This window comes from Halomonas qinghailakensis (genome assembly GCF_025820815.1).
GTDB lineage: Bacteria > Pseudomonadota > Gammaproteobacteria > Pseudomonadales > Halomonadaceae > Vreelandella > Vreelandella qaidamensis.
In genome coordinates, this window is sequence record NZ_CP096973.1 from 3,238,992 (window position 1) to 3,255,260 (window position 16,269).

Here is a 16,269-nt window from a genome sequence, read left to right on the forward strand (position 1 = left end):
TTATAGGGCCAGGGTGTCACGCAAGTGTTTAAATAGCTTGCGTGAACTGGTTGGCGGTTTGCTTTGCTCACGCTCTTTGCGTGCATTGCGCACCAATTGTCGTATGACCTGGCGGTCAGCGTTTGGGTAGTCTGCCAAAAATAGATCAACAGCGCTGTCACCTTCGTCAACTAACCGGTCGCGCCATTTTTCTAGTCGGTGAAAGGCATGGTCACGCTGTTCTTTTTCCTGCTCGATAGCATCGAAAACACCTTGTATGGCAGCAAGATCCTCTTTGCGGATAAGCTTGCCGACATATTGCATATGGCGACGGCGGCCTTCATGAGAGCGTATACGCGATGTCTCTTCTATGGCGCGTAACATGTCGTCAGAAAGCGGAAATTTTGCTCGCTCTGCGGGTTTCATAGCGATCAGCGTTTCGCCAAGCGCCTGAAGGGCATGCATTTCGCGCTTGAGTTGAGACTTACTGGGGCGCTCTTCTTGTTCATCACTATCGAAGGGCTCGGGGCGTTGCTTAGGCATACTAGAACTCACTAATTAGTTTCGTTTGCAGCATTATATCAGGCTGCGACCATAACATTGATTCGCCAATGCGATTCAGGCGAAAAGGAGGCCAATATGGCACAAGCATTTGATGCAGCGGCCCAGCAGGTATTATTAACACAGCGTGCTGAAGAAGCGCTGGCGCTGGCAAAAAAATTAGGCGCAGATGCTGCTGAAGTAGGCGCCAGTGTAGATCAAGGCCTTGGAGTAAGCGTACGTCTTGGTGAAGTAGAAACTGTCGAGCTTTCACGCGACCAGGGAATTGCCATTACGCTATACGTTGGTCAGCGCAAGGGCAGTGCCTCGTCTACCGACGCCAGCAGCGCGTCAATTAAAGCGACCGTAGAAAAAGCCTTAGCCATTGCCCGTTATACGGGGGAGGACCCTGCCGCTGGTTTGGCGGATGCAGCGCTAATGGCCACTGATCTACCTGATCTTAAAGTGCACTATCCCTGGGCGTTAACAACAGATGAGGCCATTGATCTGGCGCTAGCGTGTGAAAAAGCCGGGCGTGACGTAGCGGGTATTCATCAGTCAGAAGGTGCCTCACTATCGAGTGGCGAAGGCGTTCGTGTTTATGCTAATAGCCATGGTTTTCTGGGCACCCAGAAGGGCAGCAGTCATTCACTCTCCTGTATGTTGATTGCCCAAGATGAGAAGGGTATGCAGCGTGATTATGATTACACGTCAGCGCGAAATCCTGCCATGCTTCGAGAACCTGAGGAGGTGGGCCGCGAAGCGGCGTCACGCACTCTACGTCGGTTAGGCGCTCAACGGCCGCCAACAGGTACTTTCCCAGTACTGTTTGATCCGTCACTTTCTAGCGGTTTGATAGGCCACTTGATGGGGGCATTGGCAGGCGGGGCACTTTATCGTGAATCCTCTTTCTTATGTGACCGTTTAGGTAGCTCGCTATTCCCAAACTGGTTTGGCTTAGAAGAGCGGCCTATGGAAGTGGGAGCGTCAGCTAGTTCGCCGTTTGACGCAGAAGGCGTTCAAACGCGCAATAACCGCTTTATTGAGCAAGGTACGGTGGCAAGTTATATGTTGTCTGCTTACAGTGCGCGGCGCTTGGGAATGCAATCCACGGGCAATGCAGGCGGGGCGCGCAATTTACGTTTACTAGCACCGCTAACGTCCCGGGATGATTTGCTAAAACAGATGGGTCGTGGCATTTGGGTGACTGAACTAATGGGGCAGGGGGTTAACGGCGTAACAGGTGATTACTCACGAGGTGCCGCAGGCTTCTGGATTGAAAACGGCGAAGTGCAGCATCCTGTCGAGGAGTTCACTATCGCTAGTAACTTGAATAGCATGTTTGCGGGCTTAGTGGCCGTTGGCGATGACACAGACACCCGTGGCAGCATTCACACGGGTAGCTGGCTAATTGATGCAATGACCATTGCGGGTAGCTAGTAACAAGCTTAACAACTAATGAAGCCAGCTGTGTGGCGAATTACTTGCAGTAGATGTTACCTGACATTATTGCTCTTCATCAAAACGCGCGTCGAACAACGCTTCTATAGCTTCTAATGCTTGTTCGGCGTCGTCTCCTTCAGCATGTATTCTCAACTCGGTGCCGCAGGGGGCGGCCAGCATCAGCAGTGACATAATGTTAGCGGCATCTGCCATCTGCTGTTGTTTGTAGACGTGAATATTGGCCGAAAATTGTTGGCCACACTTGACGAGTTTCGTCGCTGCACGGGCATGAAGACCGCGCTGGTTAGTGAGTGTTAACGTTCTTTCAGGCACTCTGGTTCCTTTTTGCCGAGTGGGGTCGTTAAGAAAAGGCGTTAGTTATTGCTGTTGTGCTTATGTTTCGCTGGTTGAAGATGTGGGCGCAAAAGGCAACGTTTCACTTAGGGTGTACTGCAACCCTAGTTCACGATGGCGGAGTTGAACCTCGCCTGTGTGCCTAACTAGCTTTTGCGCTAAGTCTTCTACCATGTAAACAGAGCGGTGCTGCCCACCGGTGCAGCCAATGGCAATCGTCATATAGCTACGCTGGCTATTTTGATAGGCAGGCAACCACTTTTCCAACCATACCTGAATATCATTACTCATCTCTTCCACTATGGAATAACCACTTAGGAAAGTAACGATTTTAGCATCGCGCCCAGTATATTGGCGTAACGTAGGATCCCAGTAGGGGTTTGGTAGACAGCGCACGTCAAAGACTAGATCTGCATCGAGCGGCACGCCGCGTTTGTAGCCAAACGATTCAAACGTAAGGGTAAGTCTATCTTCTCGCTGCTGGGCAACCTGATCTGTTATTCGGCGTCGCAAATCGTGAACCGATAAGCGAGAGGTGTCGATCATTAGGTCTGCGAGATCTCGAATGTCGAGCAGGGTTTCTTCTTCTTTATCAATTGCTTCTTCTAACGTCATATCACTATCCCGGGTTAGCGGGTGTCGCCGCCGCGTAGCAGAATAGCGTTCAAGAAGTATGCGAGCATCCGTAGTGAGATAGATAACTTGAAAGTGAATGCTTTTCTGGCGTAAAGCCTCGAGCATTGTCGGCAATTGCTGTAAAGCTGCTGGTAGATTGCGAGCATCAATGCTGACCGCTAGCTGAGTGCGCTCTCCTTGCTCACGCAGTTCATCTACTAGGGAGCCAAGTAGCATGGCAGGTAAGTTATCGATGGCGTAATAGCCAAGATCTTCTAACGCTTGTAAGGCGATAGATTTACCGGACCCTGAACGGCCGCTAATGATCACCAGTTGCATAGATTTTCTCTTGGCATGCCAATCAAAATGGGGATAAACGTTAGTTTAGCGTGTAGTGCTTAGCGGTGGGCCATCTAGGTAACAGGCTGCTCGCGTATTTTCGCTGTGATGAGTTCTAAAAGCTCACGCTGGCTTGTGGATTTACGCAGTTGTTGACGTGTGTCGACGTTATTCATAATAGACGCCACTTGACCTAATAATGCTAAGTGGGTGTCGTCTGCCTCTTCAGGCACCAATAGCACGAATACAAGATCGACTGGATCACCATCAATAGCATCAAAATCTACCGGCTCAGCAAGCTTTAAAAAGCCAGCGATGGGCGAGCTGCAATGAGGGCTACGTGCATGAGGAATAGCAACTCCGTTGCCTATTCCTGTGCTTCCTAGGCGTTCGCGTCCAATAAGACGGCTAAACACTTCTTGGCTGTCTAAACTTGGGATGTTTTGTGCAATGAAGGTGCTGAAAAACTCCAGCACCCTCTTTTTACTGCCCCCAGGAACGTCATAGAGAACGCGCTCTGGGGGGAGGATAGTTTCCAACGTCATTGAATTAACGCACGCCTGCGCCTTGGGCGCGAGCTTGTGCTTTTTCCTTATGTTTAACGAGTTGACGATCAATTTTGTCTGCTAGCGCATCAATGGCTGCATACATGTCATTATCTAATGCTTCTGCGTGTAGGTCTGCACCGGCAGCATGCAGCGTGCAGGCAGCTTGCTGGCGCTCCTTTTCAACAGATAAGGTCACTTGTACGGTAGTAATATTGTCGTAATGGCGCTCAACGCGTTCCAGCTTTTCATTAACATAGTCACGCAAGGCGTCAGTCAGTTCTACGTGATGACCAGTGATATTTACTTGCATTGACGTGCTCCTTATCCGTCGGACTGTTCTTCGATTGTAACCCTTTTTGCGCTATTGCAAAGCCCTTAAACAGACTTTGTCTCTTTAGCGCTGTTTTATCAGCGTAAGCGGCGACGTTCGCTGGAAGAAGGAATGCCCATCGACTCGCGATATTTGGCCACTGTACGCCTCGCTACATTAATGCCTCCCTCTTCCAAAAGCGATACAAGACGGCTGTCTGAGAGAGGTTTGCCAGGCGGTTCATCTTGCACCAGTTTTTTGATTCGTGCACGGATGGCGGTGCTAGAGTGGCTGTCACCTCCGTCTTGCCCGCTCACTTGGCTGGAAAAGAAGTATTTGAGTTCAAATACGCCGCGCGGGGTATGGATATATTTCTGGGTGGTGACCCTGGAAATAGTAGATTCATGCATTTCCACAGCGTCTGCGATATCCGCTAAAATTAACGGCTTCATAGCTTCTTCGCCGTGTTCCAGAAAGCCTATCTGGCGAGCGATAATTTCTCGGCCAACACGCAGTAGCGTATCGTTTCGGCTTGAGAGGCTCTTGATTAGCCAGCGCGCTTCCTGAAGGTGCTCCTTTAAAAACTGGTTATCCTGGCTTTTGTCAGCCCGTTTGATAAGACTTGCGTAGTCAGGCTGAATACGCAGTCGTGGCAGTGCTTCTGGGTTTAGTTCCAGGTGCCAGCCTTCGTTGTCATGGCGAACCACTAGGTCTGGCGTTACATAGCTGTCATCGGTGTCTCCAAATGCGCTGCCTGGGCGAGGATCAAGGCTGCGGATCAAACGAATTACATCATCTAGCTGATCATCACCCAAGCTTAAACGTCGCTTTAACAAACGCACATCATCCTTACCGAGCGCTTCAAGAAATTGACGCACTAGCCTCTTGGCAGGCATAAGCAGCGGTGTATCTTCCGGTAGTGAGGCGAGCTGCAACATTAAACATTCGCGCAGATCACGAGCAAATACGCCGGTGGGTTCAAACTGTTGAAGACGCAGTAAGGTTGTTTCAACTTCACGCTGGCTAAGCCCTTCATGACCTTGGGCCTTAAGCCCCTCGCGGATGTCATTGAGGGGCTGAGTTAGATAGCCATTAGCATCCAGAGCATCTATAAGGCTTTCTGCGATGGCATGGTCGCGAGAGGAGAAATCCGTCATGGCGAGCTGCCAAAGTAGGTGGCCATGTAAGCTTTGACCAGCGGCTTGACGTTCAAAATCAGGCCCCTCGCCGCCGCTGCTATGGTTGCCTAGATCCTGATAAGTGTCTGACCAGTCACTATCAGTGGAGAGTTCGTTAGGAATGCTGTCGGACCATTCCGTTTCCTGGGGTTCACTAACAGCCTGTTCGCCGAATTCGTCTTCCTGCTCAAGCATTGGGTTGGCATCAAGTGCTTGCTGAATTTCTTGACGAAGGTCCAATGTTGATAGCTGCAGCAGGGCAATCGCCTGCTGCAGCTGGGGTGTCATGGTCAGCTGTGTGCCGATACGCAATTGAAGAGAAGCTTTCATGACCATCTGAGAACCACTCGTTTATCAGAAAGCTCCACCCTAGTGCGAGTTATGGTTTGGTGCAAGTGCAATAAGCATGCCACAGACACAATTTTTCAGGCAGGTGGTTGTTTACAGGCGAAAATCAGCACCTAAATAAACATCTCTTACCTTTTGGTTGTTGAGAATTTCTTGTGGCGGGCCGCTAGCGATGATGTGACCGTCGCCAACAATATAGGCGATATCGCAAATATCCAGCGTTTCTCGCACATTGTGGTCAGTAATCAATACGCCTATATGACGTTTTTTAAGTGCTCGGATAATTGCTTTAATGTCGCCTACTGAGATCGGATCGACGCCAGCGAACGGCTCGTCAAGCAAAATAAAGGCAGGTTCTGTTGCGAGGGAGCGAGCAATCTCAACACGTCTACGCTCTCCACCTGAAAGGCTCATACCTAAATTGTCGCGAATGTGGGTGATATGAAAATCTTCCAGTAGCGTCTCAAGACGTTGTTCGCGGGCGCTGTGATCAAGTGCTTTACGAGTCTCCAAGATTGCCATGATGTTATCGGCAACGGATAGTTTGCGAAAAATAGAGGCTTCTTGAGGCAGATAGCCAATCCCTGCCATGGCGCGCTCGTGCATAGGAGCATGCGTTAAATCAAGCCCATCAATGCCTACTTTTCCTGCATCAGACTTTACTAGGCCGACAATCATATAAAACGATGTTGTTTTGCCTGCGCCGTTAGGGCCAAGCAAACCGACGACGCTGCCTTGAGAGATCTCTAAATTTATGTCCTTAACCACGCGACGGCGTTTATAGCTTTTGGCTAAGTGATGGGCATAGAGTGTTTTTATCGGCGCCTCTTCGAATGTTGGTTTTGATGATGTGGTCTGAGGTGCTGGCTCTGCGCTATTTGTCGCCACTGGGCGCTCCCTATTGTTCTGGCTGAAGCGTCATTCGGATACGTTGTGGCTCACCGCCACTCACGTCAGAGCGGGCCTGAACCACGCCTTGGTCAATGAAATACTCTAATCGGCCGCCCTGAAAACGATCTGTTTGCTGGGTAAGTTCGGCTTGATCAATCAGTTCTACTCGGCGTTCGGCCACATGATAGATAATCCGCTTTGCCCAGCCTTCCATCGGGCTAGCCTGACCTTCGGGTTGGTTGCGTATATAGGCTCGCTCACCGGTTGCCACGGCGCGCGATAGTTCGCCAGCATCATTGCGCTGGATTTCAACGCGATTGCCGCGCAGCTGCATATTGCCCTGCCGAATATCGACATTCCCAAAATACACGGCGGTGCCCGCTCGTTGGTCTAGATCTAACCGGTCAGCTTCTACTTCTACAGGGGCTTGGCTTTGTGCCATGACCGGTAGCGCTGCCGCAGAGAGGGGTAGCGCAATGGTGAAGAGTGCTGTACGAATGAGAGCGTTCATTGCGGCTCCTACGGAGAACGAGTGGCAGGCGGATGAGTGCCGCGCACGTTATTGGTTAAGCGAATCTGGCTATCATCTAGCCATATATCCATGCGTGATGCGTCAAGGCGCTGAGGCGGTTGCTGTAGCACTGTTTTGGAATCGCTCCAGGCATGACGCGTGACGCCATTATAATGTAATAACTCTGTATTGAGCTGCCAGCCCTCATCAGGTGAGAGCAGCTGGGCAGAGCCGGCTAATGTGAGTGCCTGTGTATCCGTATTTAGGGTACCTGTCTCAGCTGTAGCCAGCCATTGGCGTTCTTCACTATCAAAGAGTGTCGCTATGGGAGAGGTAACATCAGTCATCGCTGTCTGCGGGGTGTGCACTAAGCGTGGCGTCATTAGCGATTGCTGAATGGTGCCTGTGTCACCAAATAGTGTCATTTCCGCATTTTCAAGTACGTGACCTGGCTCTTGAGCCCTCGCATCGGGATTAAACGATTGGTCTTTATATCCACGCGGGTCTATCCAGGCAAGTACACCCCCCAGCACCACCACAAGCGTGGTAATCCAAAACCGTTTCCTAACCCAAAAGCGCATTACGATTGACCGTGTAAATACGTATCTAACACAGCGTCCCAATGACCTTGAGACATCAGTAAATTATCGCAGATTTCACGCACAGCACCGTGGCCGCCAAGCCGATCAGTGATCCAGTCAGCATGGGTATGCATATAATCAGGGGCATTAGGGACAGTGATGCCAACGCCTGAGCGTTTCATCGGTGCAAGGTCTGGCAGGTCATCGCCACAATAAGCAACATGCTCTAGTGTGATATCTAGGCGTTGGCAAAGCGCGCGTAGCGTAGTGAGTTTATCCTCACACCCTTGATATACATGCGTAATGCCCAAAGAAGCGGCACGTTGGCTGACCATAGGTGAATCCCGCCCGGTAATTAAGGCAACATGGATACCTACGCGCTTCAATAGCTTGAGACCGTGACCGTCTTGGGTATGAAACGCTTTGATTTCGATGCCATCCGCTTGAAAGTAGAGGCGGCCATCAGTAAGTACGCCGTCAACATCAATCGCCAGTAGTTTTACGCGGCGAATCCGGTCTTGTAGTGCTTCAGGTAGGGCCATATAGCCTCCCTATTATTAACGTTTAAAAAGATGGTTATATAACGCCGCTAGCAAGTAGGTCGTGCATATGCAGCGCACCAATGGGACGCTGCTGATCATCCACAACTGCGAGTGCGGTAATTCGACTATCTTCCATAATGCGAACGGCTTCAGCCGCCAATATATCGGGTCCAATACGTTTTCCAGGGCGCGTCATAACATCATCGACGATGACGTCACGCAGGTCATGAAACTGATCCAGCGTTCGGCGTAAGTCACCGTCGGTATAGACGCCCGCAAGACGCCCCTCACTATCCACTACACAGGTAAAGCCCAGGCCTTGCCGGGTGATTTCTATAAGTGCATCACGCAAGGGGCTGCCTAGTGCCACTTGGGGGAGGCGTGTCCCGTTGTGCATCAAATCTTTAACGCGAAGGAGCAAACGTTTGCCCAGGCTACCTCCTGGATGTGAAAGTGCAAAATCCTCAGCGGTAAATCCGCGTGCTTCCAATAACGCAACAGCCAAAGCGTCGCCTAAGGCAAGTGCTGCAGTGGTTGAACTTGTTGGCGCTAGGTCGAGAGGGCAGGCTTCGCGCTCAACGCCACTATTGAGGTGTGCATCCGCATGTTTAGCCAATGTTGAGCCAGGGCGGCCGGTCATACTAACAAGAGGAGTGCCTAAGCGTTTCAGTAGCGGCAGTAGCGCGGTAACTTCTGCTGTTTCACCAGAGTTGGAGAGTGCTAATACGACATCCGCCCGGGTAATCATGCCGAGATCGCCGTGACTGGCTTCGCCTGGGTGTACAAAAAAAGCAGGCGTACCGGTACTTGCCAATGTAGCTGCTAATTTCCCCGCAATATGACCTGACTTACCCATGCCAGTCACGACAACACGGCCATGGCAGGCAAGAATCAGCTCGCAAGCGTGGTCAAAATGTTCATCAAGTTTGGCTTGTAGCCCACCAATGGCTGCCTGCTCAATTTGTAAGGTGCGCAGCGCACTTTCACGCAGTGGGCTAGGGGTCGATAGTGGCTGGCGCATAAGGTGGTCTCTTTTTCATTAGCGTTAAAACAGTAAGAATAACATCTCGGCGCAGATTGTAGGGGATGCGCGCACTGTCCTGACAAGAATAGCCACAATGAGTGAATCTGTTACTGTGAGTAGCGTTAAGTTACGATGTTCGATAATATTTCGAAAACACTGTTTTTTAAACTATCTGTTTTTCAGATTAACTGTTTTTTTAAACTATCTCGCTTGCAGGCGACCAGCTTATGCTAGTGCTGTCACGGCAAGACGATCATCAAGGCCAGCCAGCCCATGACAGATGTTCCCTTCATAGAAATTGAAGATTTGTACTTCTCGCGAGGAGAGCATGATATTTTTCGCGGAATCAATATGACGATTTCGCGTGGCCAAGTGACCGCTATTATGGGGCCAAGTGGTACAGGTAAAACGACCCTTTTAAAGCTGATTGGTGGCCAGTTAACACCCGACCGAGGGCGAGTGTTAATCGATGGTCAAGACGTGCACCGCCTGTCACGTAAAGCCCTCTTCAGTCTTCGTAAGCGCATGGGAATGTTGTTTCAGAGTGGTGCGTTATTTTCAGACCTTGATGTGTATGAAAATGTCGCGTTTCCGCTTCGAGTGCATACCAATTTGCCAGATACTATGATTCGCGATCTTGTGCTTCTCAAGTTGCAAGCGGTGGGGTTGCGCGGGGCAAGGCACTTATCGCCTGCTGAGCTTTCGGGGGGGATGGCAAGACGTGTGGCTTTGGCACGTGCGGTAGCGCTTGACCCAGAGCTAATCTTGTATGATGAGCCTTTTGTCGGCCAAGATCCTATTTCAATGGGTGTGCTTGTCCAGCTTATTAAACGGCTTAATCAGGCGTTGTCACTTACGTCAGTGATCGTTTCACACGATATCAAAGAGACTCTTAGTATTGCGGATTACCTGTACTTAATAGCCGATGGACAGGTGGTTGCTTCTGGCACGCCACGCACTTTAGATACAAACCAAGACCCGCGGGTGAGTCAGTTTATTCACGGTGAGCCTGATGGCCCCGTACCGTTTCATTACCCAGCTGAGACCCTCTACCACGATATTCTAGGCCAAGCCTCTGCAGGGAAGGTGCGCTAAATGCAATCAAACATTAAACATGCTATCTCGCATGTTGTTCGGCTTGGGCGAAAAGGATGTGATGCCTTGGAGTCGTTAGGACGTGCAGGTATCTTCTTGGCGCAGTCTGCAGTAGGGGTTCCCTCGCGGGAAGGCTGGTTATTATGGCTACGCCAAGTGCATTTTGTTGGTGTTTTGTCGCTTGCGATTGTCTTGGTATCGGGGCTGTTTATTGGCATGGTGCTTGCCCTCCAGGGTTACACCATTTTGGTTGACTTCGGTGCAGAACAGGCGCTTGGTCAAATGGTGGCGCTTTCACTATTGCGTGAATTGGCACCGGTGGTCGCTGCGCTTCTGTTTGCCGGGCGCGCTGGCTCTGCTTTAACGGCAGAAATTGGTCTTATGAAGGCGACCGAGCAGCTGACAAGCATGGAAATGATCGGTGTTGACCCACTGCGCAGGGTCGTAGCTCCCCGCTTATGGGCTGGTTTTATCGCACTACCTATTCTTACCGTTGGATTTAGCGTGGTGGGCATTTGGGGGGGCTATTTAGTAGGTGTGGAGTGGTTAGGCGTTTTCGAAGGCTCTTATTGGAGCAATATGCAGGCTAGCGTTTCATTTGTTGATGATATCGGTAATGGAATCATCAAAAGCCTTGTGTTCGCAGTGGTCGTTACCTGGATTGCGGTGTTTCAAGGGTATGACTTAGTGCCAACATCTGAAGGTATTTCACGTGCCACAACCCGCACAGTGGTGTATTCATCGCTTGCTGTTTTGGGGCTAGATTTTGTATTGACTGCCGTTATGTTTGGCGGTCTTTGAAGGGTGGAGCAATAACATGAAGCGCAGTAAAACCATGGAGTTTGGCGTTGGCTTGTTTATGCTGGCGGGTATCTTAGGGCTTGTTTTTTTAGGCTTACGTGTCAGTGGGATGACGCTATCGGCGCCTTCTGATACGTTTCGTCTTGAGGCAAGCTTTGCCAATATTGGTAGTCTAAAACCACGCGCGCGCGTCACTATGGCTGGCGTTACAGTGGGCCGCGTTGAGGCCATAGAACTTGATACTGAATGGTACGATGCGCGGGTAGTGCTGAGTCTTAATAGTGAACTTCAGGGTCAGCTTACTCAAGATACTACAGCAGCGATCTTAACGGCAGGTTTGCTTGGAGAGCAATATATCGGTTTAAGCGTTGGTGGTGACCCGAATATGCTTGAAGAAGGTGATGTCATTCGAGATACCCAGTCAGCCTTGGTGCTTGAAGAACTTATCCAACAATTTGTATCCAATATGGTTACTAACTGAGCACCTTCTGTGCTGCTAGTTGATATGAGGTGATTGTTATGAAGGAAAAGAGCGTAATGTTGGCTCGTCGTTTGCTTTTTTTGGTAGTACTAGCTTTTGTTTTACTGCCTTTTGTAGCTCAGGCCCAGTCAATGTCGCCAGAAGCGTTGGTGCGTGACAACGTTAAGCAATTTATGGAGCAAATCAACGGTAGAGAAGATTATTACGCCAATAATCTTGATGAGCTCAAAGCTCTAGTTAACGACAGCCTGAATGATGTGGCTGATTTTCGTTATATTGGCGCTAGCGTTATGGGAAGCTATTTTCGCAATGCAACGCCGGAACAGCGTAGTCGGTTCGCCGATGTATTTCGTCAAACGCTGATTGATACCTATACACGTGGCCTTGTGACGTTTGATTATGATGAGTTAAGAGTGTTAAGCGACCAGCGGGGCCAGCGTTATGAGGATCAAGCAAGCGTCGATATGGAAGTGGTTGCTAACAATGGACAAGTGTACCCAGTAAGTTACAGCCTGCGGCTCTCGGACGGTGAGTGGAAAGTGGTCAATGTCATTGTTAATGGCATTAATCTAGGGCTTACGTTCCGCAACCAGTTTGATCAGTCAATGCGCGAAAATAACCGAGATTACGATGCAGTAATTCGCAACTGGTCGCCTGAAATTGGCGTTGATGAGCTTGAGCAAGGGGGCAACGCGTGACGACGTTGTTATCTACGTCGCATGTATCGCTGATTGCGCAAGCCAATACGTTGTCGGTCAACGGTGACCTTACTGTCAATGCAGCGGCCGACGTGGCCGCTGTAGGTGTCAAATGGCTTGAAAGTGCTCAGTTAACGGAAGTTACTTTAGATTTTTTTGGCGTCACCAGGGCAAGTAGCGCGGCGATTAGCGTGCTATTTGAATGGTTACGTGCTTGTCATTTACTGGGGGTTGTTGTTACGTCGATTATGTTGTCTGCCCCGCTTGAGCGGCTAACCTCGCTAGCTGAGCTTGATGCATTGATAAAATCGCCCAACACTGAAGCCTAAGCGATTACTCAACATCGCCAAGTGGGCTGCTTTTCTTTATCATGTTTTCCACTATTTCAACGCCCTTACTTGTTTTAATGACCCCAAAGGAGTTTTTTACCCTATGCAACCCAATGAAGTAAAAGCACTGCTTGAGTCTCGCATTGATGGATGTGATTTTCATATCCAGGGTGAGGGCTGTAACTTTCAGGTGATTGCGGTTGGCGAAGCCTTTGAAGGTCTTTCTCCCGTTAAGCGTCAGCAGTTGGTTTACGCTGCACTGAGTGACGAAATCGCATCGGGCGCTCTTCACGCTATTAGCATCAAAACGTTTACTCCGGGGCAGTGGCAAACTGCACCGGAAAACGTTTAGTAGCGGCTGTTCCATGGATAAATTAATGATTACCGGCAATGGGTCGGTAGATGGTGAAGTGTGGGTAAGCGGTGCCAAAAACGCGGCACTGCCGATTTTGTGTGCCAGCCTTTTGGCAGATGGTCCGGTCATTATTGGTAATTTGCCTCATTTGCAGGACATTACTACTACGCTGGAGTTGCTAGGGCGAATGGGCGTTGAGCCTGTGATGGGAGAGAAGCTCAGTATCCAGCTTGACGGCTCTCAGGTAACACAGTGTCATGCCCCCTATGAGCTGGTTAAGAAGATGCGCGCCTCTATTCTAGTATTAGGTCCATTGCTGGCGCATTTTGGTAAAGCAGATGTGTCGTTACCAGGGGGGTGTGCAATTGGTTCGCGTCCAGTTGACTTGCACATTCGTGGCCTTGAGGCGATGGGTGCAGAGATTCGCGTTGAGGCGGGTTATATTCGTGCCCACGTAGATGGTCGCTTGAAAGGTGCCACCATCTTTTTCGATACAGTAACGGTAACGGGTACTGAAAATCTGCTGATGGCGGCTACGCTTGCAGAGGGCACCACTATTCTTGAAAATGCAGCGCGCGAGCCCGAGATTGTCGATCTTGCCGAGTGCTTAATCAAGATGGGGGCCAACATCCGCGGTCAAGGCACTGACACCATTGTCATTGAGGGGGTGGAGTCGCTGCATGGTTGTGAGCATGATGTCATGCCTGACCGTATTGAGACTGGCACTTTTTTGGTCGCAGCGGCCATGACGGGTGGGCGTGTGAAGGTAAAGCGCACCCGCGCTGACATTCTAGAAGCGGTGCTCGCGAAGCTTGAGGAAGCCGGTGCCGATATTACCAGCGGCGATGATTGGATCGCCCTAGATATGCACGGTAAGCGCCCAAAGGCGGTGAACATCCGTACGGCACCCTATCCTGCATTTCCTACTGATATGCAAGCTCAGTTTGTTGCAATGAATGCTGTTGCCGTAGGCCACTCGCGGGTGGTGGAAACCATTTTTGAAAACCGCTTTATGCACGTACAAGAGCTAAACCGGATGGGGGCAAATATTACCCTTGAAGGTAATGCGGCATTAATTGAAGGCGTAGAAAAGCTTTCAGGTGCGCCGGTTATGGCCACTGATCTGCGTGCGTCAGCGTCATTGGTGATCGCAGCCATGATGGCCGAAGGCGAAACGCTTGTAGATCGTATTTATCACATTGATCGTGGTTATGAGTGCATCGAGGAAAAATTACAGCTGTTGGGCGCGCGCATTCGACGTATTCCCGGCTAAGCCATGCTATTAACCATTGGCCTAAACAATGAGTAAGCAACTAATTTTAGCCCTTTCAAAAGGGCGTATATTGGATGAAACGCTGCCACTGTTGGCAGATGCGGGCATCGCCCCTGCAGAAGATTTGGGTAAAAGCCGTAAACTGCTGTTCGATACTAATTTGCCGAACGTAAAGTTGGTCATTATACGGGCAACCGATGTGCCGACGTACGTTCAGCTTGGGGCGGCAGATATGGGTATTGCGGGCAAGGATGTACTTCTCGAGCATGGGGTAGAGGGCTTGTATGAGCCATTAGACCTAGAGATTGCCCGTTGCAAATTGATGACGGCAGGTGTCACCGGTCAGTTGCCTGCTAAAGCGCGCCTTCGTGTAGCCACTAAGTTTGTTAACGTGGCAAGACGCTACTATGCCGAGCAGGGTATTCAGGCGGAAGTGATCAAGCTTTATGGAGCGATGGAGCTTGCGCCCTTAATGAATTTGGCTGATGAAATTGTGGATATAGTGGATACCGGTAATACGTTGCGGGCCAATGGCATGGAACCCCGTGAGTTGATTGCCCATATCAGTACCCGCCTAGTGGTGAATAAAGCATCCATGACCATGAAACATGATCAAATTAAGCCACTATTAACCCGCTTGGAAGAGGCGGTTAAAAAGCGCCAGACTCAGCCTATTGAATGACGCGAGGTTTACCATGAGCGATAAGTCCACAGCTACCATTGCACGTCTTTCAACCGCAGATGGGGCATTCCACCAGCATTTAAATGCGCTGTTGGACTGGGAAGGTGTGTCTGATAAGGCAGTGCAGGCTCGTGTTGAAGAGATATTGGCAGACGTCAAGCTGCGAGGCGATAGTGCTGTTATTGAGGCCACCAATCGCTTTGACCGACTATCGGTTGGTTGTATGGAGCAGTTGCGGCTATCGCCTGAGCAATTGAAAAAGGCGTTTGACAGTCTGCCTGATGAGCAGCGTGACGCGCTATCAGCTGCTGCTGAACGCATTAAGCGTTACCATGAGCACCAAAAGCCAACCTCATGGCAGTACGAAGAGGATGATGGAACGGTGCTTGGCCAGAAGGTGACGCCGTTAGACCGCGCAGGTATTTATGTGCCAGGTGGAAAAGCCGCTTACCCTTCCTCAGTGTTGATGAATGCTATTCCTGCTCATGTGGCTGGCGTGCGCGAAATCGTTATGGTGGTGCCGACCCCCGATGGTGTGCTGAACGATCTTGTGTTAGCAGCAGCGCACTTAGCGGGTGTCGATTATGTGTTCACGATAGGTGGCGCGCAGGCGGTAGCAGCGCTTGCATATGGCACAGAAAGTGTCCCGCGGGTAGATAAAATTGTCGGTCCAGGCAATATTTATGTGGCTACCGCCAAGCGGGCGGTGTTTGGCCAAGTCGGTATTGACATGATTGCAGGCCCCTCTGAAATCATGGTGGTATCCGACGGCCAAACAGATCCTGATTGGCTGGCGATGGACTTATTCTCCCAGGCTGAACATGACGAAGATGCACAAGCAATATTGGTCAGCTGGGATGTTGCTCATCTCGATGCGGTGGAGGCTTCTATTGAGCGCCTATTGCCGACCCTTGAGCGAGAAGGCATTGCGCGTGTTTCGCTGCAGCGACGTGGTGCGTTAATTCTATGCCAAGACCAAGCTGAAGCTATTGATTTAATCAATCGCATTGCGCCAGAGCACCTTGAACTTTCAGTAGAGACGCCAAATACATGGCTTGATGGTATTCGTCATGCTGGCGCTATCTTTATGGGGCGGCATACGTCAGAAGCTTTAGGCGACTACTGTGCGGGGCCGAACCATGTGCTTCCTACGTCTGGCACGGCGCGTTTTTCCTCGCCATTGGGGGTTTATGACTTCCAGAAACGCTCATCTATCATTCACTGTTCGCCCGAGGGTGCATCTGAGCTTGGTAAAATAGCATCGGTGCTCGCCAGAGGTGAATCACTGACGGCCCATGCGCGTTCAGCTGAGTATCGTATTAACGATTAAGCGTTCCTTGTACAGGCGTTGA

The 16,269-nt window shown here is 50.4% G+C and carries 21 protein-coding genes; 10 read left to right on the forward strand and 11 right to left on the reverse strand.

What is annotated here, in order from left to right; translation table 11 throughout:
- On the reverse strand, nt 1-522 hold the full coding sequence (yjgA, locus tag M0220_RS14685) for a ribosome biogenesis factor YjgA (protein ID WP_030072263.1): 522 nt from the start codon (nt 520-522) through the stop codon (nt 1-3).
- A 96-nt stretch (nt 523-618) separates the two neighbouring features.
- Here yjgA and pmbA point away from each other — a divergent pair, with 96 nt between their 5' ends.
- The gene (pmbA, locus tag M0220_RS14690; RefSeq protein ID WP_030072264.1) at nt 619-1,959 is read left to right on the forward strand and encodes a metalloprotease PmbA; all 1,341 of its coding nucleotides are present in this window, start codon (nt 619-621) and stop codon (nt 1,957-1,959) included.
- A 66-nt stretch (nt 1,960-2,025) separates the two neighbouring features.
- On the opposite strand, the gene M0220_RS14695 is transcribed toward pmbA, so the two are convergent.
- The 10 genes from M0220_RS14695 to M0220_RS14740 form a co-directional block, all read right to left on the reverse strand.
- The gene (locus tag M0220_RS14695; RefSeq protein ID WP_030072267.1) at nt 2,026-2,295 is read right to left on the reverse strand and encodes an HPr family phosphocarrier protein; all 270 of its coding nucleotides are present in this window, start codon (nt 2,293-2,295) and stop codon (nt 2,026-2,028) included.
- 60 nt (nt 2,296-2,355) lie between these two features.
- Nucleotides 2,356-3,270 carry an RNase adapter RapZ gene (gene rapZ, locus M0220_RS14700; RefSeq protein ID WP_030072268.1) on the reverse strand — a complete coding sequence of 305 codons (915 nt, stop codon included), beginning with the start codon at nt 3,268-3,270 and terminating at the stop codon, nt 2,356-2,358.
- 74 nt (nt 3,271-3,344) lie between these two features.
- Nucleotides 3,345-3,815: a PTS IIA-like nitrogen regulatory protein PtsN gene (ptsN, locus tag M0220_RS14705; RefSeq protein ID WP_030072270.1), complete on the reverse strand. Its 471-nt coding sequence runs from the start codon at nt 3,813-3,815 to the stop codon at nt 3,345-3,347.
- 4 nt (nt 3,816-3,819) lie between these two features.
- Nucleotides 3,820-4,128, reverse strand: a complete 309-nt coding sequence (gene hpf, locus M0220_RS14710) for a ribosome hibernation-promoting factor, HPF/YfiA family (protein ID WP_027335376.1) — start codon at nt 4,126-4,128, stop codon at nt 3,820-3,822.
- A gap of 98 nt (nt 4,129-4,226) precedes the next feature.
- Nucleotides 4,227-5,642, reverse strand: a complete 1,416-nt coding sequence (locus tag M0220_RS14715; protein WP_264018082.1) for an RNA polymerase factor sigma-54 — start codon at nt 5,640-5,642, stop codon at nt 4,227-4,229.
- Between the two features lie 105 nt (nt 5,643-5,747).
- Entirely contained in the window at nt 5,748-6,473 is a 726-nt protein-coding gene (gene lptB, locus M0220_RS14720; protein ID WP_030072280.1) for an LPS export ABC transporter ATP-binding protein, read from the reverse strand.
- Nucleotides 6,474-6,552: 79 nt separating this feature from the next.
- Nucleotides 6,553-7,056 carry a lipopolysaccharide transport periplasmic protein LptA gene (gene lptA / locus M0220_RS14725; RefSeq protein WP_030072282.1) on the reverse strand — a complete coding sequence of 168 codons (504 nt, stop codon included), beginning with the start codon at nt 7,054-7,056 and terminating at the stop codon, nt 6,553-6,555.
- Between the two features lie 8 nt (nt 7,057-7,064).
- On the reverse strand, nt 7,065-7,637 hold the full coding sequence (gene lptC / locus M0220_RS14730) for an LPS export ABC transporter periplasmic protein LptC (RefSeq protein WP_264018083.1): 573 nt from the start codon (nt 7,635-7,637) through the stop codon (nt 7,065-7,067).
- The gene (locus M0220_RS14735) at nt 7,637-8,179 is read right to left on the reverse strand and encodes a KdsC family phosphatase (protein WP_264018084.1); all 543 of its coding nucleotides are present in this window, start codon (nt 8,177-8,179) and stop codon (nt 7,637-7,639) included. Before M0220_RS14735 ends, lptC begins: the two co-directional genes overlap by 1 nt.
- 34 nt (nt 8,180-8,213) lie before the next feature.
- Entirely contained in the window at nt 8,214-9,200 is a 987-nt protein-coding gene (locus M0220_RS14740; protein WP_030072289.1) for a KpsF/GutQ family sugar-phosphate isomerase, read from the reverse strand.
- Nucleotides 9,201-9,476: 276 nt separating this feature from the next.
- Between M0220_RS14740 and M0220_RS14745 the strand changes: the two genes are divergently transcribed.
- The 9 genes from M0220_RS14745 to hisD all read left to right on the forward strand — a co-directional run bounded on the left by M0220_RS14745 (nt 9,477) and on the right by hisD (nt 16,247).
- The gene (locus tag M0220_RS14745; RefSeq protein WP_264018085.1) at nt 9,477-10,298 is read left to right on the forward strand and encodes an ABC transporter ATP-binding protein; all 822 of its coding nucleotides are present in this window, start codon (nt 9,477-9,479) and stop codon (nt 10,296-10,298) included.
- Nucleotides 10,299-11,099, forward strand: coding sequence for a lipid asymmetry maintenance ABC transporter permease subunit MlaE (mlaE, locus tag M0220_RS14750; RefSeq protein ID WP_030072293.1), 801 nt, complete (start codon nt 10,299-10,301; stop codon nt 11,097-11,099). It abuts the gene before it with no gap.
- Between the two features lie 16 nt (nt 11,100-11,115).
- Complete coding sequence (gene mlaD, locus M0220_RS14755; RefSeq protein ID WP_030072294.1) at nt 11,116-11,580, forward strand: outer membrane lipid asymmetry maintenance protein MlaD; 465 nt, start codon at nt 11,116-11,118, stop codon at nt 11,578-11,580.
- Nucleotides 11,581-11,636: 56 nt separating this feature from the next.
- Nucleotides 11,637-12,278, forward strand: a complete 642-nt coding sequence (locus tag M0220_RS14760) for an MlaC/ttg2D family ABC transporter substrate-binding protein (RefSeq protein ID WP_404813863.1) — start codon at nt 11,637-11,639, stop codon at nt 12,276-12,278.
- Nucleotides 12,275-12,607, forward strand: a complete 333-nt coding sequence (locus M0220_RS14765) for an STAS domain-containing protein (protein ID WP_264018086.1) — start codon at nt 12,275-12,277, stop codon at nt 12,605-12,607. Before M0220_RS14760 ends, M0220_RS14765 begins: the two co-directional genes overlap by 4 nt.
- 103 nt (nt 12,608-12,710) lie before the next feature.
- Nucleotides 12,711-12,959 carry a BolA family protein gene (locus M0220_RS14770; protein ID WP_030072300.1) on the forward strand — a complete coding sequence of 83 codons (249 nt, stop codon included), beginning with the start codon at nt 12,711-12,713 and terminating at the stop codon, nt 12,957-12,959.
- Between the two features lie 13 nt (nt 12,960-12,972).
- Complete coding sequence (murA, locus tag M0220_RS14775) at nt 12,973-14,235, forward strand: UDP-N-acetylglucosamine 1-carboxyvinyltransferase (RefSeq protein WP_030072302.1); 1,263 nt, start codon at nt 12,973-12,975, stop codon at nt 14,233-14,235.
- Between the two features lie 28 nt (nt 14,236-14,263).
- On the forward strand, nt 14,264-14,917 hold the full coding sequence (gene hisG / locus M0220_RS14780) for an ATP phosphoribosyltransferase (RefSeq protein ID WP_030072304.1): 654 nt from the start codon (nt 14,264-14,266) through the stop codon (nt 14,915-14,917).
- Nucleotides 14,918-14,930: 13 nt separating this feature from the next.
- Nucleotides 14,931-16,247 carry a histidinol dehydrogenase gene (gene hisD, locus M0220_RS14785; protein WP_030072306.1) on the forward strand — a complete coding sequence of 439 codons (1,317 nt, stop codon included), beginning with the start codon at nt 14,931-14,933 and terminating at the stop codon, nt 16,245-16,247.
- Nucleotides 16,248-16,269: the final 22 nt, after the last annotated feature.